This is a genomic window from Cystobacter fuscus, assembly GCF_044360685.1.
Lineage (GTDB): Bacteria > Myxococcota > Myxococcia > Myxococcales > Myxococcaceae > Cystobacter > Cystobacter fuscus_C.
Genome location: NZ_CP043491.1, coordinates 9245502 through 9267052, shown reverse-complemented (window position 1 = coordinate 9267052; position 21551 = coordinate 9245502). Strand labels below are relative to the sequence as shown.

The 21551-nt window shown below is 69.7% G+C and carries 24 protein-coding genes; 17 read left to right on the top strand and 7 right to left on the bottom strand.

All coding sequences use genetic code 11. From position 1 onward, the window contains the following. The first annotated feature begins 14 nt into the window (after nucleotides 1-14). From tsaD to F0U63_RS37900, 3 genes are read left to right on the top strand one after another with little or no spacing between them, the layout of a single operon-like run. Nucleotides 15-1013, top strand: coding sequence for a tRNA (adenosine(37)-N6)-threonylcarbamoyltransferase complex transferase subunit TsaD (gene tsaD / locus F0U63_RS37910; RefSeq protein ID WP_395837911.1), 999 nt, complete (start codon nucleotides 15-17; stop codon nucleotides 1011-1013). 13 nt (nucleotides 1014-1026) lie between these two features. Then, complete coding sequence (gene rsmA / locus F0U63_RS37905; protein ID WP_395837909.1) at nucleotides 1027-1869, top strand: 16S rRNA (adenine(1518)-N(6)/adenine(1519)-N(6))-dimethyltransferase RsmA; 843 nt, start codon at nucleotides 1027-1029, stop codon at nucleotides 1867-1869. Continuing rightward, nucleotides 1866-2267 (top strand): hypothetical protein, encoded by a 402-nt coding sequence (locus F0U63_RS37900; RefSeq protein ID WP_395837907.1) that lies wholly within the window; start codon nucleotides 1866-1868, stop codon nucleotides 2265-2267. Before rsmA ends, F0U63_RS37900 begins: the two co-directional genes overlap by 4 nt. Before the next feature lie 20 nt (nucleotides 2268-2287). Here the strand turns inward: F0U63_RS37900 and F0U63_RS37895 are convergent, their stop codons facing one another. Beyond that, entirely contained in the window at nucleotides 2288-2554 is a 267-nt protein-coding gene (locus tag F0U63_RS37895; RefSeq protein WP_395837905.1) for a hypothetical protein, read from the bottom strand. Nucleotides 2555-2768: 214 nt separating this feature from the next. Here F0U63_RS37895 and F0U63_RS37890 point away from each other — a divergent pair, with 214 nt between their 5' ends. The 5 genes from F0U63_RS37890 (at nucleotide 2769) to F0U63_RS37870 (ending at nucleotide 6390) form a co-directional block, all read left to right on the top strand. Next, entirely contained in the window at nucleotides 2769-3392 is a 624-nt protein-coding gene (locus tag F0U63_RS37890) for a deoxynucleoside kinase (RefSeq protein WP_395837903.1), read from the top strand. 163 nt (nucleotides 3393-3555) lie between these two features. Continuing rightward, the gene (panB, locus tag F0U63_RS37885) at nucleotides 3556-4464 is read left to right on the top strand and encodes a 3-methyl-2-oxobutanoate hydroxymethyltransferase (protein WP_395837901.1); all 909 of its coding nucleotides are present in this window, start codon (nucleotides 3556-3558) and stop codon (nucleotides 4462-4464) included. Between the two features lie 3 nt (nucleotides 4465-4467). Next, nucleotides 4468-5322 carry a pantoate--beta-alanine ligase gene (panC, locus tag F0U63_RS37880; RefSeq protein WP_395837899.1) on the top strand — a complete coding sequence of 285 codons (855 nt, stop codon included), beginning with the start codon at nucleotides 4468-4470 and terminating at the stop codon, nucleotides 5320-5322. A 14-nt stretch (nucleotides 5323-5336) separates the two neighbouring features. Next, a complete protein-coding gene (gene smpB, locus F0U63_RS37875) occupies nucleotides 5337-5834 on the top strand; it encodes an SsrA-binding protein SmpB (RefSeq protein WP_395837897.1) in 498 nt (165 codons plus the stop codon). A 28-nt stretch (nucleotides 5835-5862) separates the two neighbouring features. Further along, nucleotides 5863-6390, top strand: a complete 528-nt coding sequence (locus F0U63_RS37870; RefSeq protein ID WP_395837895.1) for a ClpXP protease specificity-enhancing factor SspB — start codon at nucleotides 5863-5865, stop codon at nucleotides 6388-6390. A gap of 22 nt (nucleotides 6391-6412) precedes the next feature. On the opposite strand, the gene F0U63_RS37865 is transcribed toward F0U63_RS37870, so the two are convergent. The 6 genes from F0U63_RS37865 to F0U63_RS37840 all read right to left on the bottom strand — a co-directional run bounded on the left by F0U63_RS37865 (nucleotide 6413) and on the right by F0U63_RS37840 (nucleotide 12526). Next, nucleotides 6413-8140 carry a protein kinase gene (locus F0U63_RS37865; protein ID WP_395837893.1) on the bottom strand — a complete coding sequence of 576 codons (1728 nt, stop codon included), beginning with the start codon at nucleotides 8138-8140 and terminating at the stop codon, nucleotides 6413-6415. A 21-nt stretch (nucleotides 8141-8161) separates the two neighbouring features. After that, nucleotides 8162-8500, bottom strand: a complete 339-nt coding sequence (locus F0U63_RS37860) for a DUF971 domain-containing protein (protein WP_002625022.1) — start codon at nucleotides 8498-8500, stop codon at nucleotides 8162-8164. An 85-nt stretch (nucleotides 8501-8585) separates the two neighbouring features. Beyond that, entirely contained in the window at nucleotides 8586-10286 is a 1701-nt protein-coding gene (locus F0U63_RS37855) for an HD domain-containing phosphohydrolase (RefSeq protein ID WP_395837890.1), read from the bottom strand. A gap of 18 nt (nucleotides 10287-10304) precedes the next feature. Continuing rightward, complete coding sequence (locus F0U63_RS37850) at nucleotides 10305-11180, bottom strand: LysM peptidoglycan-binding domain-containing protein (protein WP_395837888.1); 876 nt, start codon at nucleotides 11178-11180, stop codon at nucleotides 10305-10307. Beyond that, the gene (locus F0U63_RS37845) at nucleotides 11177-11626 is read right to left on the bottom strand and encodes a FecR domain-containing protein (RefSeq protein WP_395848488.1); all 450 of its coding nucleotides are present in this window, start codon (nucleotides 11624-11626) and stop codon (nucleotides 11177-11179) included. Before F0U63_RS37845 ends, F0U63_RS37850 begins: the two co-directional genes overlap by 4 nt. A gap of 96 nt (nucleotides 11627-11722) precedes the next feature. After that, nucleotides 11723-12526, bottom strand: coding sequence for a carbon-nitrogen hydrolase family protein (locus tag F0U63_RS37840; protein ID WP_395837886.1), 804 nt, complete (start codon nucleotides 12524-12526; stop codon nucleotides 11723-11725). Nucleotides 12527-12744: 218 nt separating this feature from the next. Here F0U63_RS37840 and rimP point away from each other — a divergent pair, with 218 nt between their 5' ends. The 9 genes from rimP (at nucleotide 12745) to rpsO (ending at nucleotide 21409) form a co-directional block, all read left to right on the top strand. Beyond that, entirely contained in the window at nucleotides 12745-13227 is a 483-nt protein-coding gene (gene rimP, locus F0U63_RS37835) for a ribosome maturation factor RimP (protein WP_395837884.1), read from the top strand. 61 nt (nucleotides 13228-13288) lie between these two features. After that, the gene (gene nusA / locus F0U63_RS37830; protein ID WP_395837882.1) at nucleotides 13289-14977 is read left to right on the top strand and encodes a transcription termination factor NusA; all 1689 of its coding nucleotides are present in this window, start codon (nucleotides 13289-13291) and stop codon (nucleotides 14975-14977) included. Between the two features lie 28 nt (nucleotides 14978-15005). Next, nucleotides 15006-15359: a YlxR family protein gene (locus F0U63_RS37825; protein ID WP_395837880.1), complete on the top strand. Its 354-nt coding sequence runs from the start codon at nucleotides 15006-15008 to the stop codon at nucleotides 15357-15359. A 71-nt stretch (nucleotides 15360-15430) separates the two neighbouring features. Beyond that, nucleotides 15431-18757: a translation initiation factor IF-2 gene (gene infB, locus F0U63_RS37820; RefSeq protein ID WP_395837878.1), complete on the top strand. Its 3327-nt coding sequence runs from the start codon at nucleotides 15431-15433 to the stop codon at nucleotides 18755-18757. A 91-nt stretch (nucleotides 18758-18848) separates the two neighbouring features. Beyond that, complete coding sequence (locus tag F0U63_RS37815; protein WP_395837876.1) at nucleotides 18849-19448, top strand: DUF503 domain-containing protein; 600 nt, start codon at nucleotides 18849-18851, stop codon at nucleotides 19446-19448. Beyond that, complete coding sequence (gene rbfA, locus F0U63_RS37810; RefSeq protein WP_002632491.1) at nucleotides 19445-19804, top strand: 30S ribosome-binding factor RbfA; 360 nt, start codon at nucleotides 19445-19447, stop codon at nucleotides 19802-19804. Before F0U63_RS37815 ends, rbfA begins: the two co-directional genes overlap by 4 nt. Nucleotides 19805-19810: 6 nt before the next feature. Then, nucleotides 19811-20680, top strand: a complete 870-nt coding sequence (gene truB, locus F0U63_RS37805) for a tRNA pseudouridine(55) synthase TruB (RefSeq protein WP_395848487.1) — start codon at nucleotides 19811-19813, stop codon at nucleotides 20678-20680. A 1-nt stretch (nucleotide 20681) separates the two neighbouring features. Further along, nucleotides 20682-21002: a hypothetical protein gene (locus tag F0U63_RS37800; RefSeq protein WP_395837874.1), complete on the top strand. Its 321-nt coding sequence runs from the start codon at nucleotides 20682-20684 to the stop codon at nucleotides 21000-21002. Nucleotides 21003-21136: 134 nt separating this feature from the next. Further along, complete coding sequence (gene rpsO, locus F0U63_RS37795; protein WP_002632487.1) at nucleotides 21137-21409, top strand: 30S ribosomal protein S15; 273 nt, start codon at nucleotides 21137-21139, stop codon at nucleotides 21407-21409. Nucleotides 21410-21551 lie beyond the last annotated feature (142 nt).

Sequence of the window (21551 nt, the reverse complement as noted above, 5' to 3'; positions counted from 1 at the left end):
GTAGAGAGGTGCCCTTGCTCGTACTCGGACTCGAAACCTCCTGTGATGAAACCGCCGCCGCCCTCGTCGAGGACGGCCGGCGCGTGCTCTCCGATGTCGTCTCCACCCAGGTGGACATCCACCGGCGATGGGGTGGGGTGGTGCCGGAGCTCGCCAGCCGCAACCACGTGATGCAGGTCATGCCCGTGCTGCACGAGGCGCTGACCCGCGCGGGCAAGACGCTCGACGACGTGGACCTCATCGCCGTCACCTCGGGCCCGGGCCTCATCGGCGCCCTCCTGGTGGGCGTGCAGGTGGCCAAGTCGCTGAGCCTCGCCACCGGCAAGCCCTTCGTGGGCGCCAACCACCTCGAGGGCCACCTGCTCGCCATCCGGCTGCTGGAGGACGCCCCGGAGCCGCCCTTCCTCGGGCTCGTGGTGTCCGGCGGGCACACCAGCCTTTACGAGGTGCGCGACTATGGCCACTACCGGCTCGTGGGCAGCACCCGCGACGACGCCGCGGGCGAGGCCTATGACAAGACGGCGCGCATCCTGGGCTTGCCCTATCCGGGGGGCCTGCCCATCGATCAGCTCGCCCAGAAGGGCAACCCGGAGGCCATCCGTTTTCCCCGCGCGCTGCCCGGCGCGGAGAACTTCGACTGGTCCTTCTCCGGGCTGAAGACGGCGGTGCTGCACCACGTGAAGAAGCACGGCATGCCCGAGGGCCAAGCCCTGGCAGACCTGTGCGCCTCCTTCCAGGAGGCGGTGGCGGACGCGCTCAGCCGCAAGTTCGTCGCCGCGGCGCGTCGGCTCGGGCTGCAGCGCCTGGTGGTGTGTGGCGGCGTGGCGGCCAACTCGCGCCTGCGCTCGCTCTGCCTGGAGCGTGCCCAGGAGCGCAACCTGAAGCTCTTTCTTCCCCCGGTGCGGTTGTGCACGGACAATGGGGCGATGATCGCCGTGGCGGGCTACGAGGCCTGGAGGCGGGGACTGAGGGGTGACTTCAGTCTGTCCGCGGATCCCGCCTGGCGCATGTGAAGGGAAGGACCTCGTGCAGACACCTCGTGAAATCCTCCAGCGCCATGGCCTGAGGGCCAAGCACAGCTGGGGGCAGAACTTCCTGGGAGATCCGGACGTGCTGGAGGCCATCGCCGACGCGCTGGAGTTGCGCGAGGGCGAGCCCGTGGTGGAGCTGGGTCCGGGCCTGGGCCACCTCACGCGCTTCCTGGCCGCCACGCGCGCGGCAGTGACGGTGGTGGAGAAGGACCGCGACATGATCGCGGTGCTGGAGAAGGAGGCCATCCCCGGGGTGCGCGTGGTGGATGGCAACGCGGCCACGGTGGACTTCGCCGAGGTGGCGGGCGCCCCCGAGGTGAAGGTCGCGGGCAATCTGCCCTACCACCTGACGAGCTCCATCCTCTTCCAGGTGCTCGAGCAGCGCGAGCACGTGACGCGCGCCGTCTTCACCCTGCAGAAGGAAGTGGTGGACCGGCTGTCGGCGGAGCCGGGTGGGCGGGAGTACGGCCTGCTCACCGCCATCCTCGGCCTCTACTTCAGCGCGGAGAACCTCTTCGACATCGAGGCCGCGCGCTTCCATCCGCCGCCCAAGGTGGACTCGGCGGTGCTGCGGCTCATCCGCCGCCCCGAGCCCCTGGCGCCGGTGGTGGATGGCGCGCGCTTCATCCGCGTGGTGAAGGCGGGCTTCGCCCAGCGCCGCAAGACACTCATCAACTCGCTCAAGTCCGACAAGTCGCTGGGCACGCACGAGCAGCTCCTCGCGGCCCTGGCGACAGCGGGTATCGATCCCACGCGGCGCGCGGAGACGCTCTCGTCCGTGGAGTTCGCCGCGCTCGAGCGCGCGCTGGGACCCGTGGAGGAAGGGCGCGGCGCGTGATGAAGCCCCTGCCCGTGGAGACCCTGGAGCCCATCCTCCAGCGCTTCGGCGTGGTGTACGCGGTGTTCGCTCACGTGGATGGGCGGGTGCTCTTGCAGTGGGGGGATCCGGCACCCATTCCCGTCGTCGACGAGGACGCCTTCGTGGGCGCCACGCGGGACATGGCCCGGGTGTACCGCTCGTTGGATCGGATGTTGCTGCCGCAGATGGACGTGCAGGGCGAGCACCTGGGCATCCGCTCCAAGGTGGGCGAGCAGGTGGTGTACGCGCTCTTCTTCGAGACGCGGCGCTTCGAGGCGGCTTCACCCGTGGAGCGGCTTCGCACCGAGTACTCGTTCTGCAAGTCCTTGAGCAACGCCGTGGACACCGTGCTCCAGGGCTGGCTGGCCGCGCGCTGAGCGGGCCCGGGGGCCCGTGCTCAGGGGCCGCCGAACACCTTGGCCAGCTCGCCCTGCTGCGCGAGCCAGGCGCGGAACTCCACCTCGGACAGCCGCATGCGCGCGAGCACTCCGCGGAGGATCTCCTCCGGGGACGTCTCGCGCTGGCGCTTGAGCTCCAGGGCCATCTTGAGCAGGGCCACGCCGTAGAGGGGATCCGGCGGAGGGGGAGGCTCGTTCGTGCCGGTGGCTGGGGCCGGGGAGGGCTCCAACTCGGTGATCGTCCTCGCTCGCTGACGTCGGCTCATCGCTCCAGGTCCTCGCGTGTCCCGCTCGCTTCCGCGCGTGGGCATCCCTGGTAGTGGACGCCTCTCTGGCCGTCAAGCCCGGCGTGCCCGCGAGGAGCGCGAACATTGCCCGCTCGCGCCTCCCGTGCTCTTATCCCCGCCCCGCCGTGGGCCGTGGCCGTGGGGCCGCGCGCTCGGGTGGAGTTCCAGCGAAGTTCGGGAGGTCTCGAAGCGGATGGACAACCGCTACATCGTGGTCGAGGGGCCCATCGGCGTCGGCAAGACGAGTCTCTCCAACATCCTCGCCGGGCGCTTCGGCGCGCGGCGCATCTTCGAGATCGTCGAGGAGAATCCCTTCCTCGCCAATTTCTACTCGGACCGGCAGAAGTACGCCTTCCAGACGCAGATCTTCTTCCTGCTCTCGCGCTTCAAGCAGCAGCAGGAGCTGTTCCAGACGGACCTGTTCCAGTCGGTGACGGTCAGCGACTACCTGTTCGCCAAGGATCGCATCTTCGCGTGCCTGACGCTGGACTCGCACGAGCTGGCCCTCTACGAGCGCGTCTTCGAGGCGCTCGCGCCGCGGGTGACCCGGCCCGACCTGGTCATCTACCTGAAGGCCCGTCTGGACGTGTTGCTCCACCGCATCAAGAAGCGGGGCCGCGAGTTCGAGCGCCAGTTCGACGCGGGCTATCTGGAGGAGCTCGTCCACGCCTACAACGACTTCTTCTCCCGCTACACGGAGACGCCGTTGCTGGTGGTGGACACGTCGGACATCGACTTCGTCCACGACGAAGGTGACCTGAAGGGTCTGCTCGCGTCCATCGACCGGGCGCAGCTATCTCCGGGCAAGCGCGCCTGAGCGGCGCCCGTTCGTCCGCCCGGTCTCAAACAGGGGCCCCACGGCGCGCCCAAGGGCGTTAGAGTGTTCCTCGGTGGCCGTCCAAGGCGATCCCCTCGGGGACGCTGAAGGACGTCCATGCTCGCACCGCAGGAACCCTACCCCTCACCACAGGAGGTGAACCGTGAAGGACAAGGTCACCATCCACACGCTGAAGCGCCAGAAGCAGGCCGGACAGAAGATCTGCATGGTCACGGCCTACGATGCCACCTTCGCCCGGCTGTTCGACGAGGCCGGAGCCGACGTTCTGCTCATCGGGGACTCGCTGGGCATGGTCGTCCAGGGCCACGACTCCACCCTGCCGGTCACCATGGATCAGATGGTGTACCACTCGGCGATGGTCGCCCGGGGCACGAAGCGGGCGCTGGTGGTGGGTGACATGCCCTTCATGAGCTACCAGGTGTCGGTGCAGGAGGCGGTGCGCAACGCGGGTCGCCTGGTGGCCGAGGGCAACGTGGGGGCCGTGAAGCTCGAGGGGGGCGCGGAGTTCGCCGACGTCGTGTCGGCCATCGTGCGCGCCAGCATTCCCGTCATGGGGCACCTGGGCCTCACGCCGCAGTCGGTGCACAAGATGGGTGGCTACGTGGTGCAGGGCCGCGACGAGGACGCCGCGCGCAAGATGATGGACGACGCCCTCGCGCTGGAGCGCGCCGGGTGCTTCTCGCTGGTGCTCGAGGGCGTGCCGCTGGACCTGGCGCGGCAGATCACCCAGAAGCTCACCATCCCCACCATCGGTATCGGCGCCGGCAAGCACTGCGATGGCCAGGTGCTCGTCTGCTACGACCTGTTGGGAATGAACCCGGACTTCAAGCCCAAGTTCGTCAAGCGCTTCACCAACCTGCACGGCTCCATCACCGAGGCGGCGGGCGCCTTCTTCTCCGAGGTGCGCTCGGGCAGCTTCCCGGACGAGGATCACTCCTTCAAGGGTAAGCAGCAGCCCGTGCGGTTGATGCCCACGCAGCCGGCCGTCACGGACGCGCTGCCCGCCGAGGTGGCTGACAAGGTGGGTCCCATCTACGGAGCTCCGGTCTAGCCCATGGCCCCGCTCGTCCTTCGCACCGTCGCCGAGACCGTGGCCTGGGTGGAGTCGCTTCGCCGCTCGGGCCGGAGCCTGGCCCTGGTGCCCACCATGGGCTACCTGCACGAGGGCCACCTGTCGTTGATGCGCGAGGGACGCCGCCGGGCCGACGTCGTCGCCGCCTCCATCTTCGTCAACCCCACCCAGTTCGGTCCCAACGAGGACCTGTCGCGCTACCCGCGCGACCTGGAGGGGGACCTGACCAAGTGCGCCAGCGCCGGGGCGGAGGCGGTGTTCACCCCCGAGCCGGCGGAGATGTACCCGCCCGGCTTCCAGACGTCGGTGACGGTGGGGGAGGTGAGCCAGGGCCTGTGCGGCGCGCGCCGGCCCGGCCACTTCCAGGGCGTGGCCACGGTGGTGACGAAGCTGTTGTGTCTCTTCAAGCCCCGGGTGGCCCTCTTCGGGGAGAAGGACTACCAGCAGCTCCAGGTCATCCGCGCCCTCGAGCGCGACTTGTGCCTGGGGGTGGAGATCGTCGGCATGCCCACCGTGCGCGAGCCGGACGGGCTCGCCATGAGTTCGCGCAATGCCTACCTGTCGCCGGAGGAGCGTCACCGGGCGCTCGCCCTGTCGCGGGGAATGGCCGCCGCCCAGGCGCTCTGCCAGCGGGGCACTCGCGAGGCCGCGGCGCTCGTCGACGTGGTACGCCGTGAACTGGCGGCGGCGGGGCTGCGCGAGGATTATGTGGAGTTGGTGGATGCCACGTCGTTGAAGCCGCTGTCCGCCGTGACGCCGGGGCAGCCCGCGAGGATGATCGTCGCGGCCTTCGCCGGGAAGACCCGGCTCATCGACAACCAGCCCATCGAGGGCTAGAGGGACACGCGAGAATGTCGGGTGCGAAGGGTAAGGGCGGCGGGAAGAGCGGGACGGGTGAGCCCGGCATCAAGATCATCACGGAGAACCGCAAGGCGCGCGCCACCTACTCCGTGGACGAGAAGCTGGAGGCGGGCCTGATGCTCACCGGCAGCGAGGTGAAGGCGCTGCGCGCGGGCACGGTCAACCTGTCGGACGCGTACGCGCTGCCCAAGGGCGACGAGCTCTTCCTGCTCAATGCCCACATTGGCACCTACAACCCCTCCAGCTTCTTCTCCCACGAGCCCCTGCGGGGCCGGAAGTTGTTGCTGCACCGCGAGCAGCTCGACCGCTGGATGGCGAAGGTGCGCGAGCGCGGCTATTCCATCATCCCGTTGCTCATGTATTTCAAGCAGGGCCGGGCCAAGGTGGAGCTCGGGCTGTGCCGCGGGAAGACCCACGAAGACAGACGGCAGGACATCAAGGAACGGGAGACGAAGCGGGAGATGGACCGGGCGATGCGCCGTCGCTGAGACGCCCCCCCTCCCGCCGGCGACGGCGATGGACAATAAGGTTCCCGAGAAGAAGGCGCGGTTGCTCGCCGCGCTCGACAGGGGGATGGTGATGATCCACCTGGACGCGCGCCGTCCGGGGGTGCTCGTCCCCCACTCGCTGCGCGATGAGTCCCATCTGCGCCTCAACCTCTCCTACCGGTTCGATCCGCCGGACCTGACGGTGGGGGAGTGGGGCGTGCGCTGCACGCTGAGCTTCTCGGGGAGCCGCTTCAAGGTGGCCGTGCCCTGGTCCGCGCTCTTCGCCGTCACCAGCCACGTGACGAAGGAGTCCTGGGCCTATCCGGACGACATGCCGATCGAGCTGCTCCAGCAGTCGATGGTGACGACCAAGGTGCCCGAGGGCGTGACGGAGGCGGCGAGTCCGCCCCCGGCGCCCGTGGAGCGTCCCCGGGCCGTGCTGCGCGAGGTGCTGCCTCCGCCGGAGCCCGAGGCGCCGCTGCCTCCTTCTGAGGCCGAGGGCCCCAAGGACGAGCCGCCCGAGCCCCGGCGGGGCCACCTGCGTCTGGTGAAGTGAGGCACGGGCTCCGTGCTCGCCCTCAGCGCTTGAGCTGGATGTCGAGCGACACCGGCTGGTTTCCCGTGAAGGTGCCCTTCCAGGGCTTGTAGCCCTTGAGGGTGAGCCGCACGGGGACGTCCTGCTCGGGGTAGATGTTGTCGATGAACAGGGGGGTGGTGCCCACCACCTTGCCGTCCACGCTCACCGTGGCGCCCGAAGGGGTGCTCTGGATGGAGAGGATGGCGGCGGTGGGGGGCGCGAGGCCCGAAGTGGCGCGCAGCCGCGCGAGCAGGGGCTGTGCGTGGGGCCAGGCCACCCAGAGCGCTCCGCCGACGGCTCCCAGCACGAGCAGCATCGTCAACAGGGAGCGCAGGCGCCGGCGCCAGGGGCCGCGCATGTCGACCGGCACGTAGGTGTTGTCGGGCCGGGAGGTCCGTTCGGCGAGCCGCGGGGGCGCGGCGTGGGCGGCGTGGGGCCCGCCGAGCTCCCGCGGGGAGAACTCCGCCCGCTGTGGTGTCCGGGACGGGGACGCGAGCTCGAGCGGTGTGTTGTCCCGGCCGAGGGGGGTGATGACGGGGGGCTGGGTCTGGCCACACCGCGGGCACCGGGCTCCATCCTCGGGAAGAGGGGCATGGCAATGGCCGCAGCGCCAGGCGAGCGGGGGGGTGGCCTCGGGCTCGGTCCGGACGACCTGTCCACTCGTGTTGAGCGCGGGGCCACCTGGCACCTCATCCCAGTCCTCCTCGGGCGGGAGTTCGGAGTCGGGAAGTTTCATGGCGTTGGGGGAGAGGGTGAGGTGGGGGAGGGTGTGGGTCTGCGCATGGGGCTGCTCGGCGGGCCCGTCCCCTTCGAGCAGCGTGGGGGGCGGGTGGAGCTGGGCGATGAAGCCGGCCAGGGCGTGCGAACTGGTGGGCTCGCCGCTCTGGGCGAGGTAGCGCGACAGGGCCTCGGCCATGTCCTCGGGCCGGGGAAAGCGCTGGGCGGGGTCACGCGCCAGGGCGCGCAGGATGACCGCGCTCAAGGAGGGGGGGACCTCCTCCGGGAGGGGCGCGGGCTCCTGCTGGATGATGGCCAGGGCGAGCGCCATGGGCTCCGCGGACTCGCCCGGCTCGAAGGGGTGGCGTCCGGAGAGCAGCTCATGGAGCACGACGCCGAGCGCGAATTGATCGCTCGTGGCGGTGGCGGGCTCGCCCTGGAGCACCTCGGGTGCGGAGTAGGGCAGCTTGCCCTTGAAGGTGCCGGGCTGGGAGCCCACGGAGACGCCTTCGATGCGGGCGATGCCGAAGTCCGTCACCTTCACCTCGCCCTCGCGCGACACGAGGATGTTGGAGGGTGACACGTCGCGGTGGGCGGTGAGCACGGGGCGGCCCTCATGCAGGCGGCGGTAGGCGTGCACGAGCCCGGCGAGCACCTGGGTGCCGATGAAGGCCACCAGGTGCGGAGGGAAGCGCTGGCCGTGCCGCAGGGCGTGGCTGAGCAGCACGCTCAAGTCCCAGCCCTCCACCAGCTCCATGACGAGGAAGAGACCCTCGGCGCCGCTGCCCACGTCGTAGACGCTGGCGATGTTCTGGTGCTGCAGGTGCGTGGCGAGCCGCGCCTCGGCGAGGAACATCCGGGCGAGGGTGGGATCCCTGGCCAGGTGCGGCAGCATGCGCTTGATGGCCACGGGCTTCTCGAAGCCGCCCGCGCCCCGCGCCTTGCCGAGGAACAGCTCCGCCATGCCTCCCACGGCGAGCGGACGCACCAGCTGGTAGCGGGACTCTTTCACGGGAGCGCCTCCGGGGGAGCCTCAGCCCCGGGGCTGAGTGAGCTCGCGCAGCAGCTTCCAGGGGTAGATGCCGGTGGAGTGCCCGTCACTGAAGACGAAGCTGAGCGCGTAGTTGCCCACGGGCTGCACCTGGGTGATGCGCAGCGAGGCGGGCACCTGGGACGCGTCCAACGTGCGCTTGTTGGTCCACTCGTCCACGCACCCCGCGCACGGACATTGCTGGCGCAGGTGCTGCGCGCTCGTGTCCGTCTTCAGCCCGTCTTCCCAGAGCAGGCGCAGGTGGAGGCCGTCCGCGGACGCCTCCGCCTCGGTGGCGGACAGGGGGCGCTCGGCGGGCTTGATGCGATCCCAGAAGCTCAAGGCGATTCCTCTCTCGGGGCCAGGAGTCGGCCCGGGTGCTGCTTACCACCGGGAGCGGGGCGATGGGCGGCGGAAGGTGGCGGCGTCACGACGCCAGCTTCACGGGCAGGCGGTGCCCTTCCACGCGCACGCCGCGCTTCTTGAGCACCCGGCGCAGTGCCTCCACCACGGAGGGATCCAACTGCCGGCCACTCAGGTTGTCGAGGATCTCCATGGCCTTCTCCAGCGGCATGGCCTTCTGGTAGGGGCGGGTGGAGGTGCAGGCGTCGAAGGTGTCCGCGCACCCGACGATGCGCGCGAGCAGGGGGATGTCCTCGCCCTTGAGCCCGTCCGGGTAGCCGGTGCCGTCCCAGCGCTCGTGGTGGCTGCGCACGCACGCGCGCATGGGGCCCAGGAAGCTGATGGGCTTGATGATGGTGTCGCCGATGTCCGGGTGGCCGCGCATGATGGCCATTTCGTCGTCGGTGAGCCGCGACTGCTTGCAGAGGATGGACTCCACGATGCCGATCTTCCCGATGTCGTGGAGGATGCCGCCGAACTGCAACTGCTTGAGCTCGCGCTCGGACAGGCCCATCTCCCGGCCGATCTCCACCGCCACGTCGCCCACGCGCTGGCTGTGGCCGCGGGTGTACGAGTCCTTGGAGTCGATGGAGTTGGCCAGCGCGACGATGGTTTCCAGGTAGCCCTGCTCGAGGCTCTCGTAGAGGCCGCGGTTCTCGTGGTCGTACGCGAGCAGCTGCTTGCTCATGTAGTTGAACGTCCGGGCGAGGTCTCCCAGCTCGTTCTTCTGGGGCACGTTGACCTCGAGGCCGAACTTGCCCTGGGCCAGCCGCAGCGCGCCCTCGGTGAAGCCCTTGAGGGGGCGGGTGACGCCGCGCGAGAAGAAGGCGGCGAGCCCCAGGGCGACGAGCGTGGCGGCGAGCACGGTGAGCAGCAGCCGCCGCTCCATCGTCTCCACCTGCTTGTAGGCGAGCGCCACCGGCTGCTCGGAGATGATGGCCCAGTTGGGATCGGCCAGCGTGGCGTAGGCGGCCACCACGGCGTCCGAGCCCTCGCCGAAGTTGCCCACGTGGAGCAGGTCCGTGTCCTGCGTGCGCGACACGTCCTGGAGGAGGTAGGCCACCACGGGCCGCTTGGAGGCGTCCTGGTGGGCCACGAGCCCGCCACCGCCGGCGATGACCAGGCCCCGGGCGTCGGTGAGGTAGACGAAGCCGGTGCTGCCCACGCGCTCCTGGGCGAGCATGCTCTGCAGCTCCCCGAGCGACACGTCCGCGGCGATGTAGCCCTGGATGGGCTCGCCCACGGAGAAGACGAACGTCACCACGGCCTCGCCGTCGGTGCGCCCCACCACGTCCGCGTAGCGCAGGCCGTTGAGCCCCTCGAGCAGATCCATGGCGCGTGCCTCGTGCTCGGCGAGCGCCGTGGGGGGCACGTCACTGACGGCGAAGGCCTGCAGGCCCGGCAGCCTGCGGCCATCCAGTCCCAGGACGGTGATGGCCTGGATTTCCCGGCGCTGGTTGAGCACCGAGCGCAGGTAGGTCTGCTGCTGCTCGAGGGGGAGGGAGAAGAACTGGGGCACGCGCGCCATGCCCATCACCGCGCGCGTGGGCTCGGCCAGGAAGGTCTCCGCCTTGAGCTTGAGCTGCTTGACGCGCTCCTGGGCCATCTCCTGGGCGTCGCGCACCAGCAGCTCGCGCGTGTCGGACACGGACAGCAGGCCCACCATCACCGTGGGCACCAGGCTGGCCACCAGCATCAACAGCAGGAGCGTCTTGAAGAGCCGCATGGCGGAGGGACCTCCCTGCTACTTCCACTTCGAGGACTTCACCTTGACGCGCAGGGGTTTGGCGGGGGGCTCCGCCACCTCGAAGCCCTGCTCGGCCGAGGCCTCGGAGCGCGAGCCGCGCGAGAGGGCGCGCACGCTCCAGCGGTAGGAGCCCGCGGCGAGCGGCACCTTCAACTCGTTGCTCGAAGCGGGCATCACCCGGCGCTCGCCCTGGTCGGGCACCAGCTCCACCTCGTAGCTCTCGGCGCCCTGCACCGCCTTCCAGGAGATGAGCACGGGCTGCAGACCGCTCTTGATGGGCTTGACGCTCAGCCGCTTCTTGTCCTCGGGCTGGGTGGGGCGGGGCACGCCCAGCACCACCCGCGGCGCCTGTCCCTTCTCCACCTGGACACTGGCCCCGTCCTCGATGACCTGGGTGGTGCCGCCGCCCTCCACGGACACCCGGCCGGACACGGCCTTCACCACGGTGTCGCCCCGGTCGTTCACCACCACGCTCAGCCGGGTGGGCTGGGCGGGGCGCTCGGCCAGCCGCTTCCAGGCATCGTCGGCCGTCTGGGCGGCCTCTGCATAACGCGCGCTCTGGAAGTGGGACTCGGCCTCCTTGAGCTTGGCCAGGGCCTCCTCGTGCTGGGGGGACTTGGGATCGGATTGCGCCACCGAGTTGCGCGCCGACTCCAGCGCCATCTGCGCCTTGTCCCGATCGGCCCCCGGCAGCTTCAGCTTCATGCCGGGCACGAGCGTGTCGCCCTGCAACTTGTTGAGCGCCTTGAGCTCACTGGCTCTGTCGCGGTCGCCCAGGGCGCGCTCGGCCACCTGGTCCAGCGACTCGCCGGCGCGGACCTCGACCTCGCCGGGCGCGAGGGACAGCAACGCCATCAGAAGGTAGAGCCTCATTGGAACACGATGTCCCTTCCGGCCCGGACCGTGGCCGCGGGGGTGGTGACGGAGAGCGACTGGCGCGAGGAGTCCTCCAGCTCGGCGTCGACCCGTCCGCGCAAGACCGTCAGGTCCGTGCGCTCCTGTCCGGGGCGGGGCCGCGTCTCCGCGATGCCGATCAACGCGTCCTCGCCCAGGTTCACCACGCTGCCCTGCTCGAAGACGACCTGCACTCCTGCTCCCGCCACGGTGCGTACCTTGTCATTCTCGAAGAGCGCCATGCCTTCCTGGGCGGGGAGCCATTCGTCTCCAGCCGCGCGTTTGACCTTCACGTCCCCATGCAGCCCCTTGAGCTGGGCGCGGCGCACCGGGGGTGGTGCGGCCGGCACATGCACCGGCGCGACGGGTTTCTCATCGGCGGGGCAGGCCACGCCGAGGGCCGAGAGGGCGAGGACGAACATCATCGAATACCAGCGGTTGTTCACGGGGGGTCCAGCCCCCCAGTCTACCGGGGAATGCAACCGGCACCCAGGGGGGGCTGCTCCAACCGCCTGGTTGCTTCATTCCAGCCGACGGTGTTGCAGGGAAGGCAGATTGCGCCGGATGCGCGCGAGCAGTTCGGTATCCATCGCCGCCACGGCGAGCCCCTCGCCCTCGGAGGCCCGGGCCGTCACCAGACCCCAGGGGTCCACCACCATGGCGTGGCCCCAGGTGACGCGCTGGGGCGAGTGCCGCCCTCCCTGGGCCGGGGCGAAGAGGTAGCACTGGTTCTCGATGGCGCGCGCGCGCAGCAACACCTCCCAGTGATCCTTGCCCGTCATCAGCGTGAAGGCCGCCGGCACGGCCAGCAGCGTGGCCCCTCCCGCCGCCAGGCGCCGGTAGAGCTCGGGAAAGCGCAGGTCGTAGCAGATGGACAGCCCCATCCGCCCCGCCTCCGTGTCCGCCACCACCACCTCGGTGCCGGGGGCCACCGCCGCGGACTCGCGGTAGGGCGTGCCATCGCCCACGTCCACGTCGAACAGGTGGATCTTCCGGTACACCGCCAGGCGCGAGCCGTCCGGGCCGAAGAGGACCGTGGTGTTGTAGAGCCGACCCCCCGGCGCCCCCTGCTCGAGGATGGAGCCGGCCAGCAGCGTCACCTTGCGCTCGCGTGCCACCTCCGCCATCCGCGAGAGCGTGGGGCCCTCGAGCGTCTCGGCGGCGGCGGAGCGCTCGGCTTCCGGTCCCATCCAGCTGAAGTTTTCCGGGAGTCCCACGATGCGGGCTCCCAGGTCGGCTGCCCGCCGGACGAGCCGGAGGGCTGAATCGAGGTTGTGGGCCTTGTCCGAGGTGGACACCATCTGGGCAGCGGCGATGAGGTGCATGGCGTCGTTATAACCGCCTCCTTGTCGCGGAAACCCCGGGAATCCTTGTGCCCGGGGGGAGTGTTTTGCTGACGGAGGAAGGGGTGCGTCTTCCTTTACACCCCGAGGTGGCGTGTGCTAGGGACGCCGCCGACATTTTTCGACGCAGTTCCTCGAAAAGTGGGCCGTCCGTGCCCGCTTTTCGTGTTTTTGGGAGTCCGGAGTTTTCGAAGCGGCCTATGGCGGAGAACATCAAGCAGACGGTGGAGGCGAAGGCACAGACGGTGCTGGAGCCCATCGTTGCGGGCGAGGGGCTGGAGCTCCTCGAGGTGGAGTTCGTCCGCGAGCACGAGGGCTGGGTCCTGCGCCTGTTCATCGACAAGCCCGGTGGGCGGGTGGGCCTGGATGAGTGCTCGCAGGTGTCGCGGGCGGTGGATACGGTGTTGGACGTGGAGGACCTGATTCCCCACGAGTACAACCTGGAGGTGTCCAGCCCGGGCGTGAACCGTCCCCTGAAGAAGCCCCAGCATTACGAGCGGGTGAAGGGCCAGCGAGTGAAGGTGAAGACCTTCGGGCCCATCGGGGAGCCGCCACGCAAGAACTTCACCGGCACGCTCACCGAGGTGGCGGCCGACGCCATCAGCGTGGACGTGGAAGGAGCGGGCTCGTTCCGCATCCCCTTCAAGGACATCGCCAAGGCCAATCTGGAGTTCGAGTTCTAGCAGTCCACATACAGGGTGCGCCCTCGCGCGGGCGCGCCCGTGGATCCTTTTGGAGAAGAAGATGCCCACGCCAGCCAATCCCACCATCAACCTCAACCTCGTCCTGGACCAGGTGGCCAAGGACAAGGGCATCGAGCGGAGCGTCCTGATCTCCACGCTCGAGGACGCGATGACGACCGCGGCCAAGAAGCACTTCGGCCAGGAGCGCAACCTCGAGGCCAAGTACGACGCCGACAAGGGCGTGGTGGAGCTCTTCCAGGCCATCACCGTGGTGGAGACCATCACCGATCCCATCCAGGCGGTGAACCAGATTCCCCTCGACGAGGCCCACAAGAAGGGCATGGAAGTGGAGCCGGGCGACGAGCTCGTGTTCCAGATCTTCTACCGGGACGAGGACGCCGAGGAGGCCAAGGCCCAGGACAACCAGTACGGGGACATCCTGCGGCTCAAGACGTTCCGGCGCGGCTTCGGTCGCATCGCGGCCCAGACGGCCAAGCAGGTCATCCTGCAGCGCACCCGCGACGCCGAGCGCGAGAACGTCTTCAACGAGTACAAGGACCGCAAGAACGAGATCGTCACCGGCATCGCCCGGCGCTTCGAGCGCGGCAACATCATCGTGGACCTGGGCCGCGCCGAAGCGGTGCTGCCGGTGCGCGAGCAGGTGCCGCGCGAGACGTACCGCGCGGGCGACCGCGTCCAGGCGTACGTGCTCGACGTGCTGCGCGAGTCCAAGGGCCCGCAGATCGTCCTCAGCCGCGCCTCGGTCAACCTGCTCACCAAGCTCTTCGAGATGGAGGTGCCGGAGATCGCCGAGGGCATCGTGGTCATCGAGGCGGCGGCGCGCGAGCCGGGTGGACGGGCGAAGATCGCCGTGTCCAGCCGCGACGCGGACGTGGACCCGGTGGGCGCGTGCGTGGGCATGAAGGGCAGCCGCGTGCAGGCGGTGGTGCAGGAGCTGCGCGGGGAGAAGATCGACATCGTCCCCTTCGACGAGGATCCGGCGCGCTTCGTGTGCTCGGCGCTCGCCCCCGCCGAGGTCAGCCGCGTCATCATCGACGAGGCCAACCACGCCATGGAGCTCATCGTGCCGGATGACCAGTTGTCGCTGGCCATCGGCCGCCGGGGCCAGAACGTGCGCCTGGCCGCGCAGCTCACCGGCTGGAAGCTGGACATCAACAGCGAGAGCCGCGTGCGCGAGATGCGCGAGTTCGCCAACCGCTCCCTGGGCGCGCTGCCCGGTGTCAACGAGATGCTGGTGGAGACGCTCTACGCCCACGGCTTCCGTCAGGCCAAGGACATCGCCGAGGCCAATGCGGAGGTGCTGTCGCAGATTCCGGGCGTGGACCCCTCGCGCGTGCCGGCCATGCAGGAGGAGGCGCGCAAGCAGATGGGGCTGGATGCCGCGGAGCTGTCCCGCATGGAGCGCGAGCGCGAGCAGGCCCGCCAGGCCGAGGCGCGCCGCCATCCGGACGAGCTCAGTCAGACCGAGCGCATGGCGCGCGTGCGGGGCATGGGCGAGAAGGCCATCGAGCAGCTGGTGCTGGCCGGGTACAAGTCGGTGGAGGACATCGCCAACGAGAAGGACCTGGCCCGGCTGGGCGACGTCCCGGGCGTCGGCATCAAGAAGGCCCGCCAGCTCAAGAGCGCGGCGGAGAACTATCTGGTGGAGGAAGCCCGGCTCCGGGCGGAACTCAACGCGGAGCGGGGCTCGTCCGCTTCCTCGCCCTCCGCCGAGCCGGCGGGCGCTTAGTTCGCGGTAATGTCGTAAGCTCGCTTGGATGGCTGAGGGGATGCGCCTGAAAGCCCGCTCCAGTACTAATAGTAGAGAAGAGTTGCCGGTAGGGGCCGGTCCGGTGCGAAGCTGCATCGGTTGCGGCGCGAGGCGCAGCCAGGAGGAGCTCATCCGATTGGGGGTGGGGCCTGAAGGGGGGGTGGTGGTGGATGGGCGGAAGACGCTCCCTGGACGGGGAGCTTATCTTTGTGGGGTGGGGTGCCTGGCGGCGGCGGTGAAGCGGAAGGCCTTCGGTAGGGCCTTCCGGGGAAAGGCGGGTCCGGTCGACCCGTCGCTCCTGGGACAGGCGCTGGAGTCGGTCTCGGGCCGGGGTGGAGCGACCGGAGGGAGTGGGCGTTAGCACCACTCACACACGTTTTTGGATTAGGGTGCTGCGCCTGGTAGCCGGCGGAGCAAAAGGCCAAGCAAGGTATGTCGAAGAAGCGAGTTCACGAGATTGCCAAGGAGCTCAAGGACCACGGGGTCGAGCTCGACAACAAAGAGGTCGTGACCGAGCTCGTCGCGCTCGGCTACGACGTCAAGAGCCACTCGTCCTCGCTCGAGGACGACCAGGCCACCTCCGCGGTGCAGCGGATCCTCGACAAGCGCAAGCCGAAGCAGGCCGCCGCGCCCGTGGCCGCCAAGGGGTTCGTGGTGCGCCGCAAGGCCCCGTCGAACGCGCCCTCCGCCGAGCAGGCAGACGAGGCACCCGCCTCCGCGGCTTCGACCGCTTCCGTCGACCTGCCGCGTGAGGTCACCGAGCCGGCCGCCACCGAGGCCGCCGCCGCCGTGGTGGTCGCGCCTCCCGAGCCCCCTCGTGCCGAGGCCCCGCCCATCGCCGCGCCCGTGGCGGAGAGCCCGGCCGCGCCCGCTCCTTCCACGCCCGCTCCGGCCGTGACCGCGCCGGTGTCGGCCGCCCCCGAGGCACCCGCCCCGGTGGCCGCGCCGCCGCCTCCTCCTCCCGCCGCCGAGGCCCCCCGGGCCGAGGCCGCCGCCCCGGCTTCCGCCGAGGCTCCTCGCGCCGAGGCTCCCGCTCCCGCGGTAGCCGCGACGCCTCCCACCCCTGCTGCCCCGCAGCCTCCCGTCGCCGCCGCCGAGGCGCCCCGGGCGGTGGAGCCCCCTCGGGCTCCGACCCCTGCCCCAGCCGCCTCGCGGCCGGCATCCTCTTTCAAGGAGTCACCCCACTTGCCTACCCGCCCGCCGCCTTCGGCGGTTCCGCCCGCTGTCCGGACGCCTTCGCATCCCTCTTCTGGACCCCAGCGGTCCCCTTCGTCGGGTGGACCCGGCATGTCGGGCTCTGGCCGTCCGGGTGGACCCGGTGGTCAGGGTGGCCGTCCCGGTGGACCCGGTGGTCAGGGTGGCCGTCCGGGTGGACCCGGTGGTCAGGGTGGCCGTCCCGGTGGACCCGGTGGTCAGGGTGGCCGTCCGGGTGGACCCAGCCAGTACCAGCGCGGTGGGCCGAGCCAGTACCAGCGCAGTGGCTCGTCCTCGGCGCCGGTGCGTCCTTCGTCTCCGGGCACTCCGGTCGGCGCCCAGGCGGCTCCTCCCGCCGGCGGGGCGACCACGTCGCCGACCCACATGGTGGGCGGCGTGCCTCATCAGCAGGTCGCGCAGGATCCGCGCTCGCTGCGTCCCACGGCCACCCAGGCCGTCGTCATCTCGCGTCCGCTCATCCAGGTGCGCCGCGTCACGCCCACCACGAGCGCGGGCCGGCAGTACCCCATGGCGCCGGGCAAGAGCGCCATCGGTGAGAAGCGCGAGTACAAGGTCGTTCCGGACCACCTGGGCCGGGGCCGCGAGCTCGTCGACGTCTCCAAGAAGAAGGAGAACGAGAAGGCCGGCGGGCGTGGCAAGAAGGGCGCTCCGGGCACCGAGGGCGGCATCTCCAAGCAGGAGATGACGGACCTGGTGTGGGGCCGCGTCACCATCCCCGTTCGTGGCAAGAAGAAGAAGCCCACGAAGAAGGGCGCCAAGACGCAGATCACCCAGATGGCCGAGGAGAAGAAGGTCATCAAGATCCAGGAGGGCATCAGCGTGTCCGACCTGGGCCAGCGCATGGGTGTGCGCACCAACGAGCTCATCAAGAAGCTCATGGGCCTGGGCAAGATGGCCACGGCCAACCAGGTCATCGACGCGGAGACCACCGAGCTCATCGCCACCGACTACGGCTGGCGCGTGGAGAAGGCCGGCTTCGAGGTCGAGGACTTCCTGCCCGAGGTGGAGGTGCGCCCCGAGGACGAGCGTCCGCGTCCGCCGGTCGTCACCGTCATGGGCCACGTCGACCACGGCAAGACGAGCCTGCTCGACGCCATCCGCGCCGCCAACGTGGCGGCGGGCGAGGCCGGTGGCATCACCCAGCACATCGGTGCCTACTCGGTGAAGACGTCGCGCGGCGACATCACCTTCCTCGACACGCCGGGCCACGAGGCCTTCACGGCCATGCGTGCCCGCGGCGCCAACGTGACGGACATCGTGGTGCTGGTGGTGGCCGCCGATGACGGCGTGATGCCCCAGACGATCGAGTCCATCAAGCAGGCCAAGGCCGCCGAGGTGCCCATCGTCGTCGCCATCAACAAGATGGACGTGCCGGGCGCCAACCCGGACCGCGTGAAGAAGGACCTGGCCAACTACGAGCTCACTCCGGAAGAGTGGGGCGGCGAGACCATCATGGTCCCCGTGTCGGCCAAGCAGAAGATGGGCATCGACCTGCTGCTGGAGAACATCGCGCTGCAGGCGGAAGTGCTCGAGCTCACGAGCAACCCGTCCCGTCCGGCGGTGGGCGCCATCATCGAGGCCAAGCTGGAGAAGGGCCGCGGTCCCGTGGCCACCGTGCTGGTGCAGGAGGGCACGCTCAAGGTGGGCGACGCCGTCGTCACCGGCACCCACTTCGGCCGCGTGCGCGCCATGAACAACAGCCGCGGCGAGGCCGTGAAGGAAGTGCTCCCGGGCTACTCGGCGGAGGTCATCGGTCTGTCCGGTGTCCCCACCGCCGGTGAGGCGCTCAACGCCGTGGCGGACGAGAAGGCCGCCAAGGAGATCGCCACCCACCGCGCCATGAAGGGCCGGGAGGCGGAGCTGGGCAAGGCCAACACCCGCGAGACGCTCGAGCAGCTCTTCGCCAAGACGAAGGCGGGCGGTGGTCCCAAGGAGCTGCGGCTCGTCATCAAGGCGGACGTGCAGGGCTCGGCCGAGGCCGTCAAGGAAGCGGTGCAGAAGCTGTCCACGCACAAGGTCCGGGTGGAGATCATCCACGCGGGCGTGGGCGCCATGACCGAGGGCGACGTGATGCGCGCGGCCGCCTCCAAGGGCATGGTGGTGGGCTTCAACGTGAAGCCCGAGTCCGGCACCGAGGCCGCCGCCAAGGCCCAGGAGGTGACGCTGGAGACCTACGGCATCATCTACGAGCTCATCGACGGCGTGCGCAAGTCCATGGAAGACCTCCTGGAGCCCATCCGCACCGAGCGCAAGCTGGGCCGTGCGGAGGTGCGCAACACCTTCAACGTGCCGAAGCTGGGCACCATCGCCGGTGCGGCGGTGCTCGATGGCGTCATGAAGCGCGGCGCCTTCATCCGCCTGCTGCGCGACAGCAAGCAGATGTACTCGGGGAAGATGGCCTCGCTGCGACGCTTCAAGGACGACGTGAAGGAAGTCGCCCAGGGCTTCGAGTGCGGTATCGGCATCGAGAACTACAGCGATCTCAAGCCGGGCGACATCATCGAGGCCTACGAGATCGAGGAGACGCGGCCGAGCCTGAGCTAGTCCCGCTCGGGGTCGCCGTTCTCCACCACCGGGATTGCTCCCGGTGGCCCGCCTCTCGCGGCGCGGTCACCGGGACGAGGGGCTTAGAGTCATGTTCGTGGGTGTCGCGCGGTTGACCCTCCAGATTCCGGAAAGTGGCTCCCTCAAGGCCAAACGACAGGTCCTCCGCCGGGTCACGGATCGCTTGAAGGCTCGCTTCAACGTGGCCGTGGCCGAGGTGGATGATCAGGATTTGTGGCAGAAGGCCACGCTCGGGCTGACGGTGGTGGGCAACGACCGCCGCCACGTCGACGAGCAGATGGAGAAGGTCATCCACTTCGTCGAGGAAATGTACGTCGCGCCCCTGCTGTCCCGGCAGACGGAGATCATGGGCTTTGGCGACACGCTCTACACCCCCACGCGCTCCGCGTCCGCCGCACGGGCCGAGGAGGACGAGGAGGAGGGCGGCATCGACGGGGATGACGACGAGGCGGGGCCGGAGGCGGACCTGGAGGAACTCATCGCCGGCATGGGCCGGGGAGATCGCTCCATGGCCGAGGCCGAGGGCATGGTGGATTGGGAGCGCCGCCCGGGCAAGCGGGAGGGCGGACAGCCGAGCAGCCCTCCGGAACGGCGGGGCTCGCTGTCCGAGGACGAGGTCCGGGCGCGTGCCCGGAGCCTGCGCAATCCGAGGGAGTGGGAGAAGAAATGAGTACGAGCAATCGGCCGGAGCGCGTGGGCCAGGAGATCCAGGCCGCCATGGGGAGGATGCTCACCCGGGGCGAGCTGAAGGATCCGCGCATTGGCTACATCACCATCACCGGCGTCAAGGTGTCGCCGGACCTGAAGACCGCGCGCATCTACTACTCGATGATGGGCAGCGAGCAGGAGCGCAAGGAGACCCACAAGGGGCTCGAGGCGGCCAAGGGCTTCATCCGCCGGCAGATCACCGAGGCGGTGAACATGCGGGTGTCGCCCGAAGTATTCTTCACCTTCGACGAGTCGTTGGAGCGGGGAGACCGCATCGAGCGGCTGCTGCGCGAGGTGAAGGAGAAGGAAGGTGGGTAGTTGAGCATGGATGGCGTGCTGGTCATCGACAAGCCCAAGGGCCCCACGTCCTTCGACGTGGTTCGACAGGTGCGTGGTCTGCTCCGGGTGAAGAAGGTGGGCCACACCGGCACGCTGGACCCCATGGCGACCGGGGTGCTGCCCCTGTGTCTAGGGGAAGCCACCAAGGTGGCGGGCTTCATCACCGAGGGCGACAAGGCCTATGACGCCGTGGTGCGTCTGGGCGCGGAGACGGACACCCAGGACGCCGAGGGCAAGGTGGTCGCCGAGGCGCCCGTGCCCCCGCTCACCGCCTCGCTGCTCGAGGACGTGCTCGGCCGCTTCCGGGGCACCTTCGAGCAGGTGCCGCCCATGTATTCGGCGGTGAAGGTGGGCGGCAAGCGGCTGTATGAGCTGGCGCGCGCGGGTGAGGAAGTCGAGCGCGCCAGCCGCCAAGTGACGGTGTACGAGCTGGTGCTGCGCGACTTCAGCGCCAACCAGCTCCGCTTGTCCGTGCGCTGCTCCAAGGGCTTCTTCGTGCGCACGCTCGCCTATGATGTGGGCCGGGCGCTCGGCTGTGGGGCCCACCTGGAGGCGCTGCGGCGCACCGCGAGCGGGCCCTTCTCCCTCGCCCATGCGCTCCCCCTGGCGGACGTGCCCGCGCTGGTGCGCGAGCCCGAGGCCCTGGTGCGACGCCTGCTGCCCGTGTCCGAGGCGCTCGTGGACCTGCCCGCGGTGCTGGTGAGCGCGGCGGACGCGGAGCGGGTGTCCCATGGCGTGCCCGTCGAGGCCCCCGCGCATCCAGGCCGGGTGCGCGTGGTGGGTCCCTCGGGCGTGCTGCTCGCGGTGGCCGAGGTGGTCCGCGGCCGGCTGCGCTACCTGCGTGTGCTCGTCTAGCGTGGCCCGGGCGCTCGACGTCAACGTGGTGATTCCTCCACCCCTGCGCCCCCTCTTCGAGGGTCGCCGCGAGGTGAGCCTCGGCGTCCCCGGCCACGCGGGCGTGGGCGACGTGTTCGAGACCCTGCTCTCGCTCTACCCCCGGCTGCGCCAGCACCTCGCCGGGGACAGGCCCGCCACGGGCGGCTCCTACGTGCACCTGGCCCTGGACTCCCATTCCCTCGAGGAGCTCGCCCTGGGGGGGACGGGACTGTCGACTGGACGGCGGCTCCACCTCTTCCTGTTGTCGCGTCCCCCTCCGAGCAGTCCCCCGGGCGCTTAAGGTTGACCGCTCATCCGGGCGACGCTTATAAGCGCCCGGTTTATTAGAAGCTGGAGACCCGGTCTGTACCCCTCCGCGGACCGTGGCGACCGCAGTACCTCACTCCGGAGCGGGAAGAGAAGCGAAGGAATCACATGTCGGCATTGCATCAGGACCGCAAGGCAGAGGTCGTCTCGAAGTACCGCACCCACGAGAGCGACACGGGCTCTCCCGAGGTGCAGGTGGCGCTGCTCTCCGAGCGCATCACCATGCTCACCGAGCACTTCAAGACGCACAAGAAGGACCACCACTCCCGCCGCGGTCTGCTCAAGCTGGTCGGTCAGCGCCGCCGCCTGCTCGACTACCTGCGCAGCAAGGACGCCAACCGCTACAAGAAGCTCATCGAGGGCCTCGGCATCCGCAAGTAGGCCTTGAAAAACCCGGGGCGCTGGCATGAGCCGGCGCCCCGAGTTGTTGTCAGCGCTCAAGAAGGACGGTGGAGACGAGACGGACGTTTTGGTTTTCGTTCGGACGGGCCGACCCCTGAAGTCACCTTCAGGCAGGTGGGCC

Excerpts from the sequence above, each read along its gene's own strand:
- F0U63_RS37895 (WP_395837905.1), bottom strand. The coding sequence starts at position 2,554 with ATGAGCCGACGTCAGCGAGCGAGGACGATCACCGAGTTGGAGCCCTCC.
- F0U63_RS37890 (WP_395837903.1), top strand. The coding sequence starts at position 2,769 with ATGGACAACCGCTACATCGTGGTCGAGGGGCCCATCGGCGTCGGCAAG.
- panC (WP_395837899.1), top strand. The coding sequence starts at position 4,468 with ATGGCCCCGCTCGTCCTTCGCACCGTCGCCGAGACCGTGGCCTGGGTG.
- smpB (WP_395837897.1), top strand. The coding sequence starts at position 5,337 with ATGTCGGGTGCGAAGGGTAAGGGCGGCGGGAAGAGCGGGACGGGTGAG.
- F0U63_RS37870 (WP_395837895.1), top strand. The coding sequence starts at position 5,863 with ATGGACAATAAGGTTCCCGAGAAGAAGGCGCGGTTGCTCGCCGCGCTC.
- F0U63_RS37855 (WP_395837890.1), bottom strand. The coding sequence starts at position 10,286 with ATGCGGCTCTTCAAGACGCTCCTGCTGTTGATGCTGGTGGCCAGCCTG.
- F0U63_RS37850 (WP_395837888.1), bottom strand. The coding sequence starts at position 11,180 with ATGAGGCTCTACCTTCTGATGGCGTTGCTGTCCCTCGCGCCCGGCGAG.
- F0U63_RS37845 (WP_395848488.1), bottom strand. The coding sequence starts at position 11,626 with ATGATGTTCGTCCTCGCCCTCTCGGCCCTCGGCGTGGCCTGCCCCGCC.
- F0U63_RS37840 (WP_395837886.1), bottom strand. The coding sequence starts at position 12,526 with ATGCACCTCATCGCCGCTGCCCAGATGGTGTCCACCTCGGACAAGGCC.
- rimP (WP_395837884.1), top strand. The coding sequence starts at position 12,745 with ATGGCGGAGAACATCAAGCAGACGGTGGAGGCGAAGGCACAGACGGTG.
- nusA (WP_395837882.1), top strand. The coding sequence starts at position 13,289 with ATGCCCACGCCAGCCAATCCCACCATCAACCTCAACCTCGTCCTGGAC.
- F0U63_RS37825 (WP_395837880.1), top strand. The coding sequence starts at position 15,006 with ATGGCTGAGGGGATGCGCCTGAAAGCCCGCTCCAGTACTAATAGTAGA.
- infB (WP_395837878.1), top strand. The coding sequence starts at position 15,431 with ATGTCGAAGAAGCGAGTTCACGAGATTGCCAAGGAGCTCAAGGACCAC.
- F0U63_RS37815 (WP_395837876.1), top strand. The coding sequence starts at position 18,849 with ATGTTCGTGGGTGTCGCGCGGTTGACCCTCCAGATTCCGGAAAGTGGC.
- rbfA (WP_002632491.1), top strand. The coding sequence starts at position 19,445 with ATGAGTACGAGCAATCGGCCGGAGCGCGTGGGCCAGGAGATCCAGGCC.
- truB (WP_395848487.1), top strand. The coding sequence starts at position 19,811 with ATGGATGGCGTGCTGGTCATCGACAAGCCCAAGGGCCCCACGTCCTTC.
- rpsO (WP_002632487.1), top strand. The coding sequence starts at position 21,137 with ATGTCGGCATTGCATCAGGACCGCAAGGCAGAGGTCGTCTCGAAGTAC.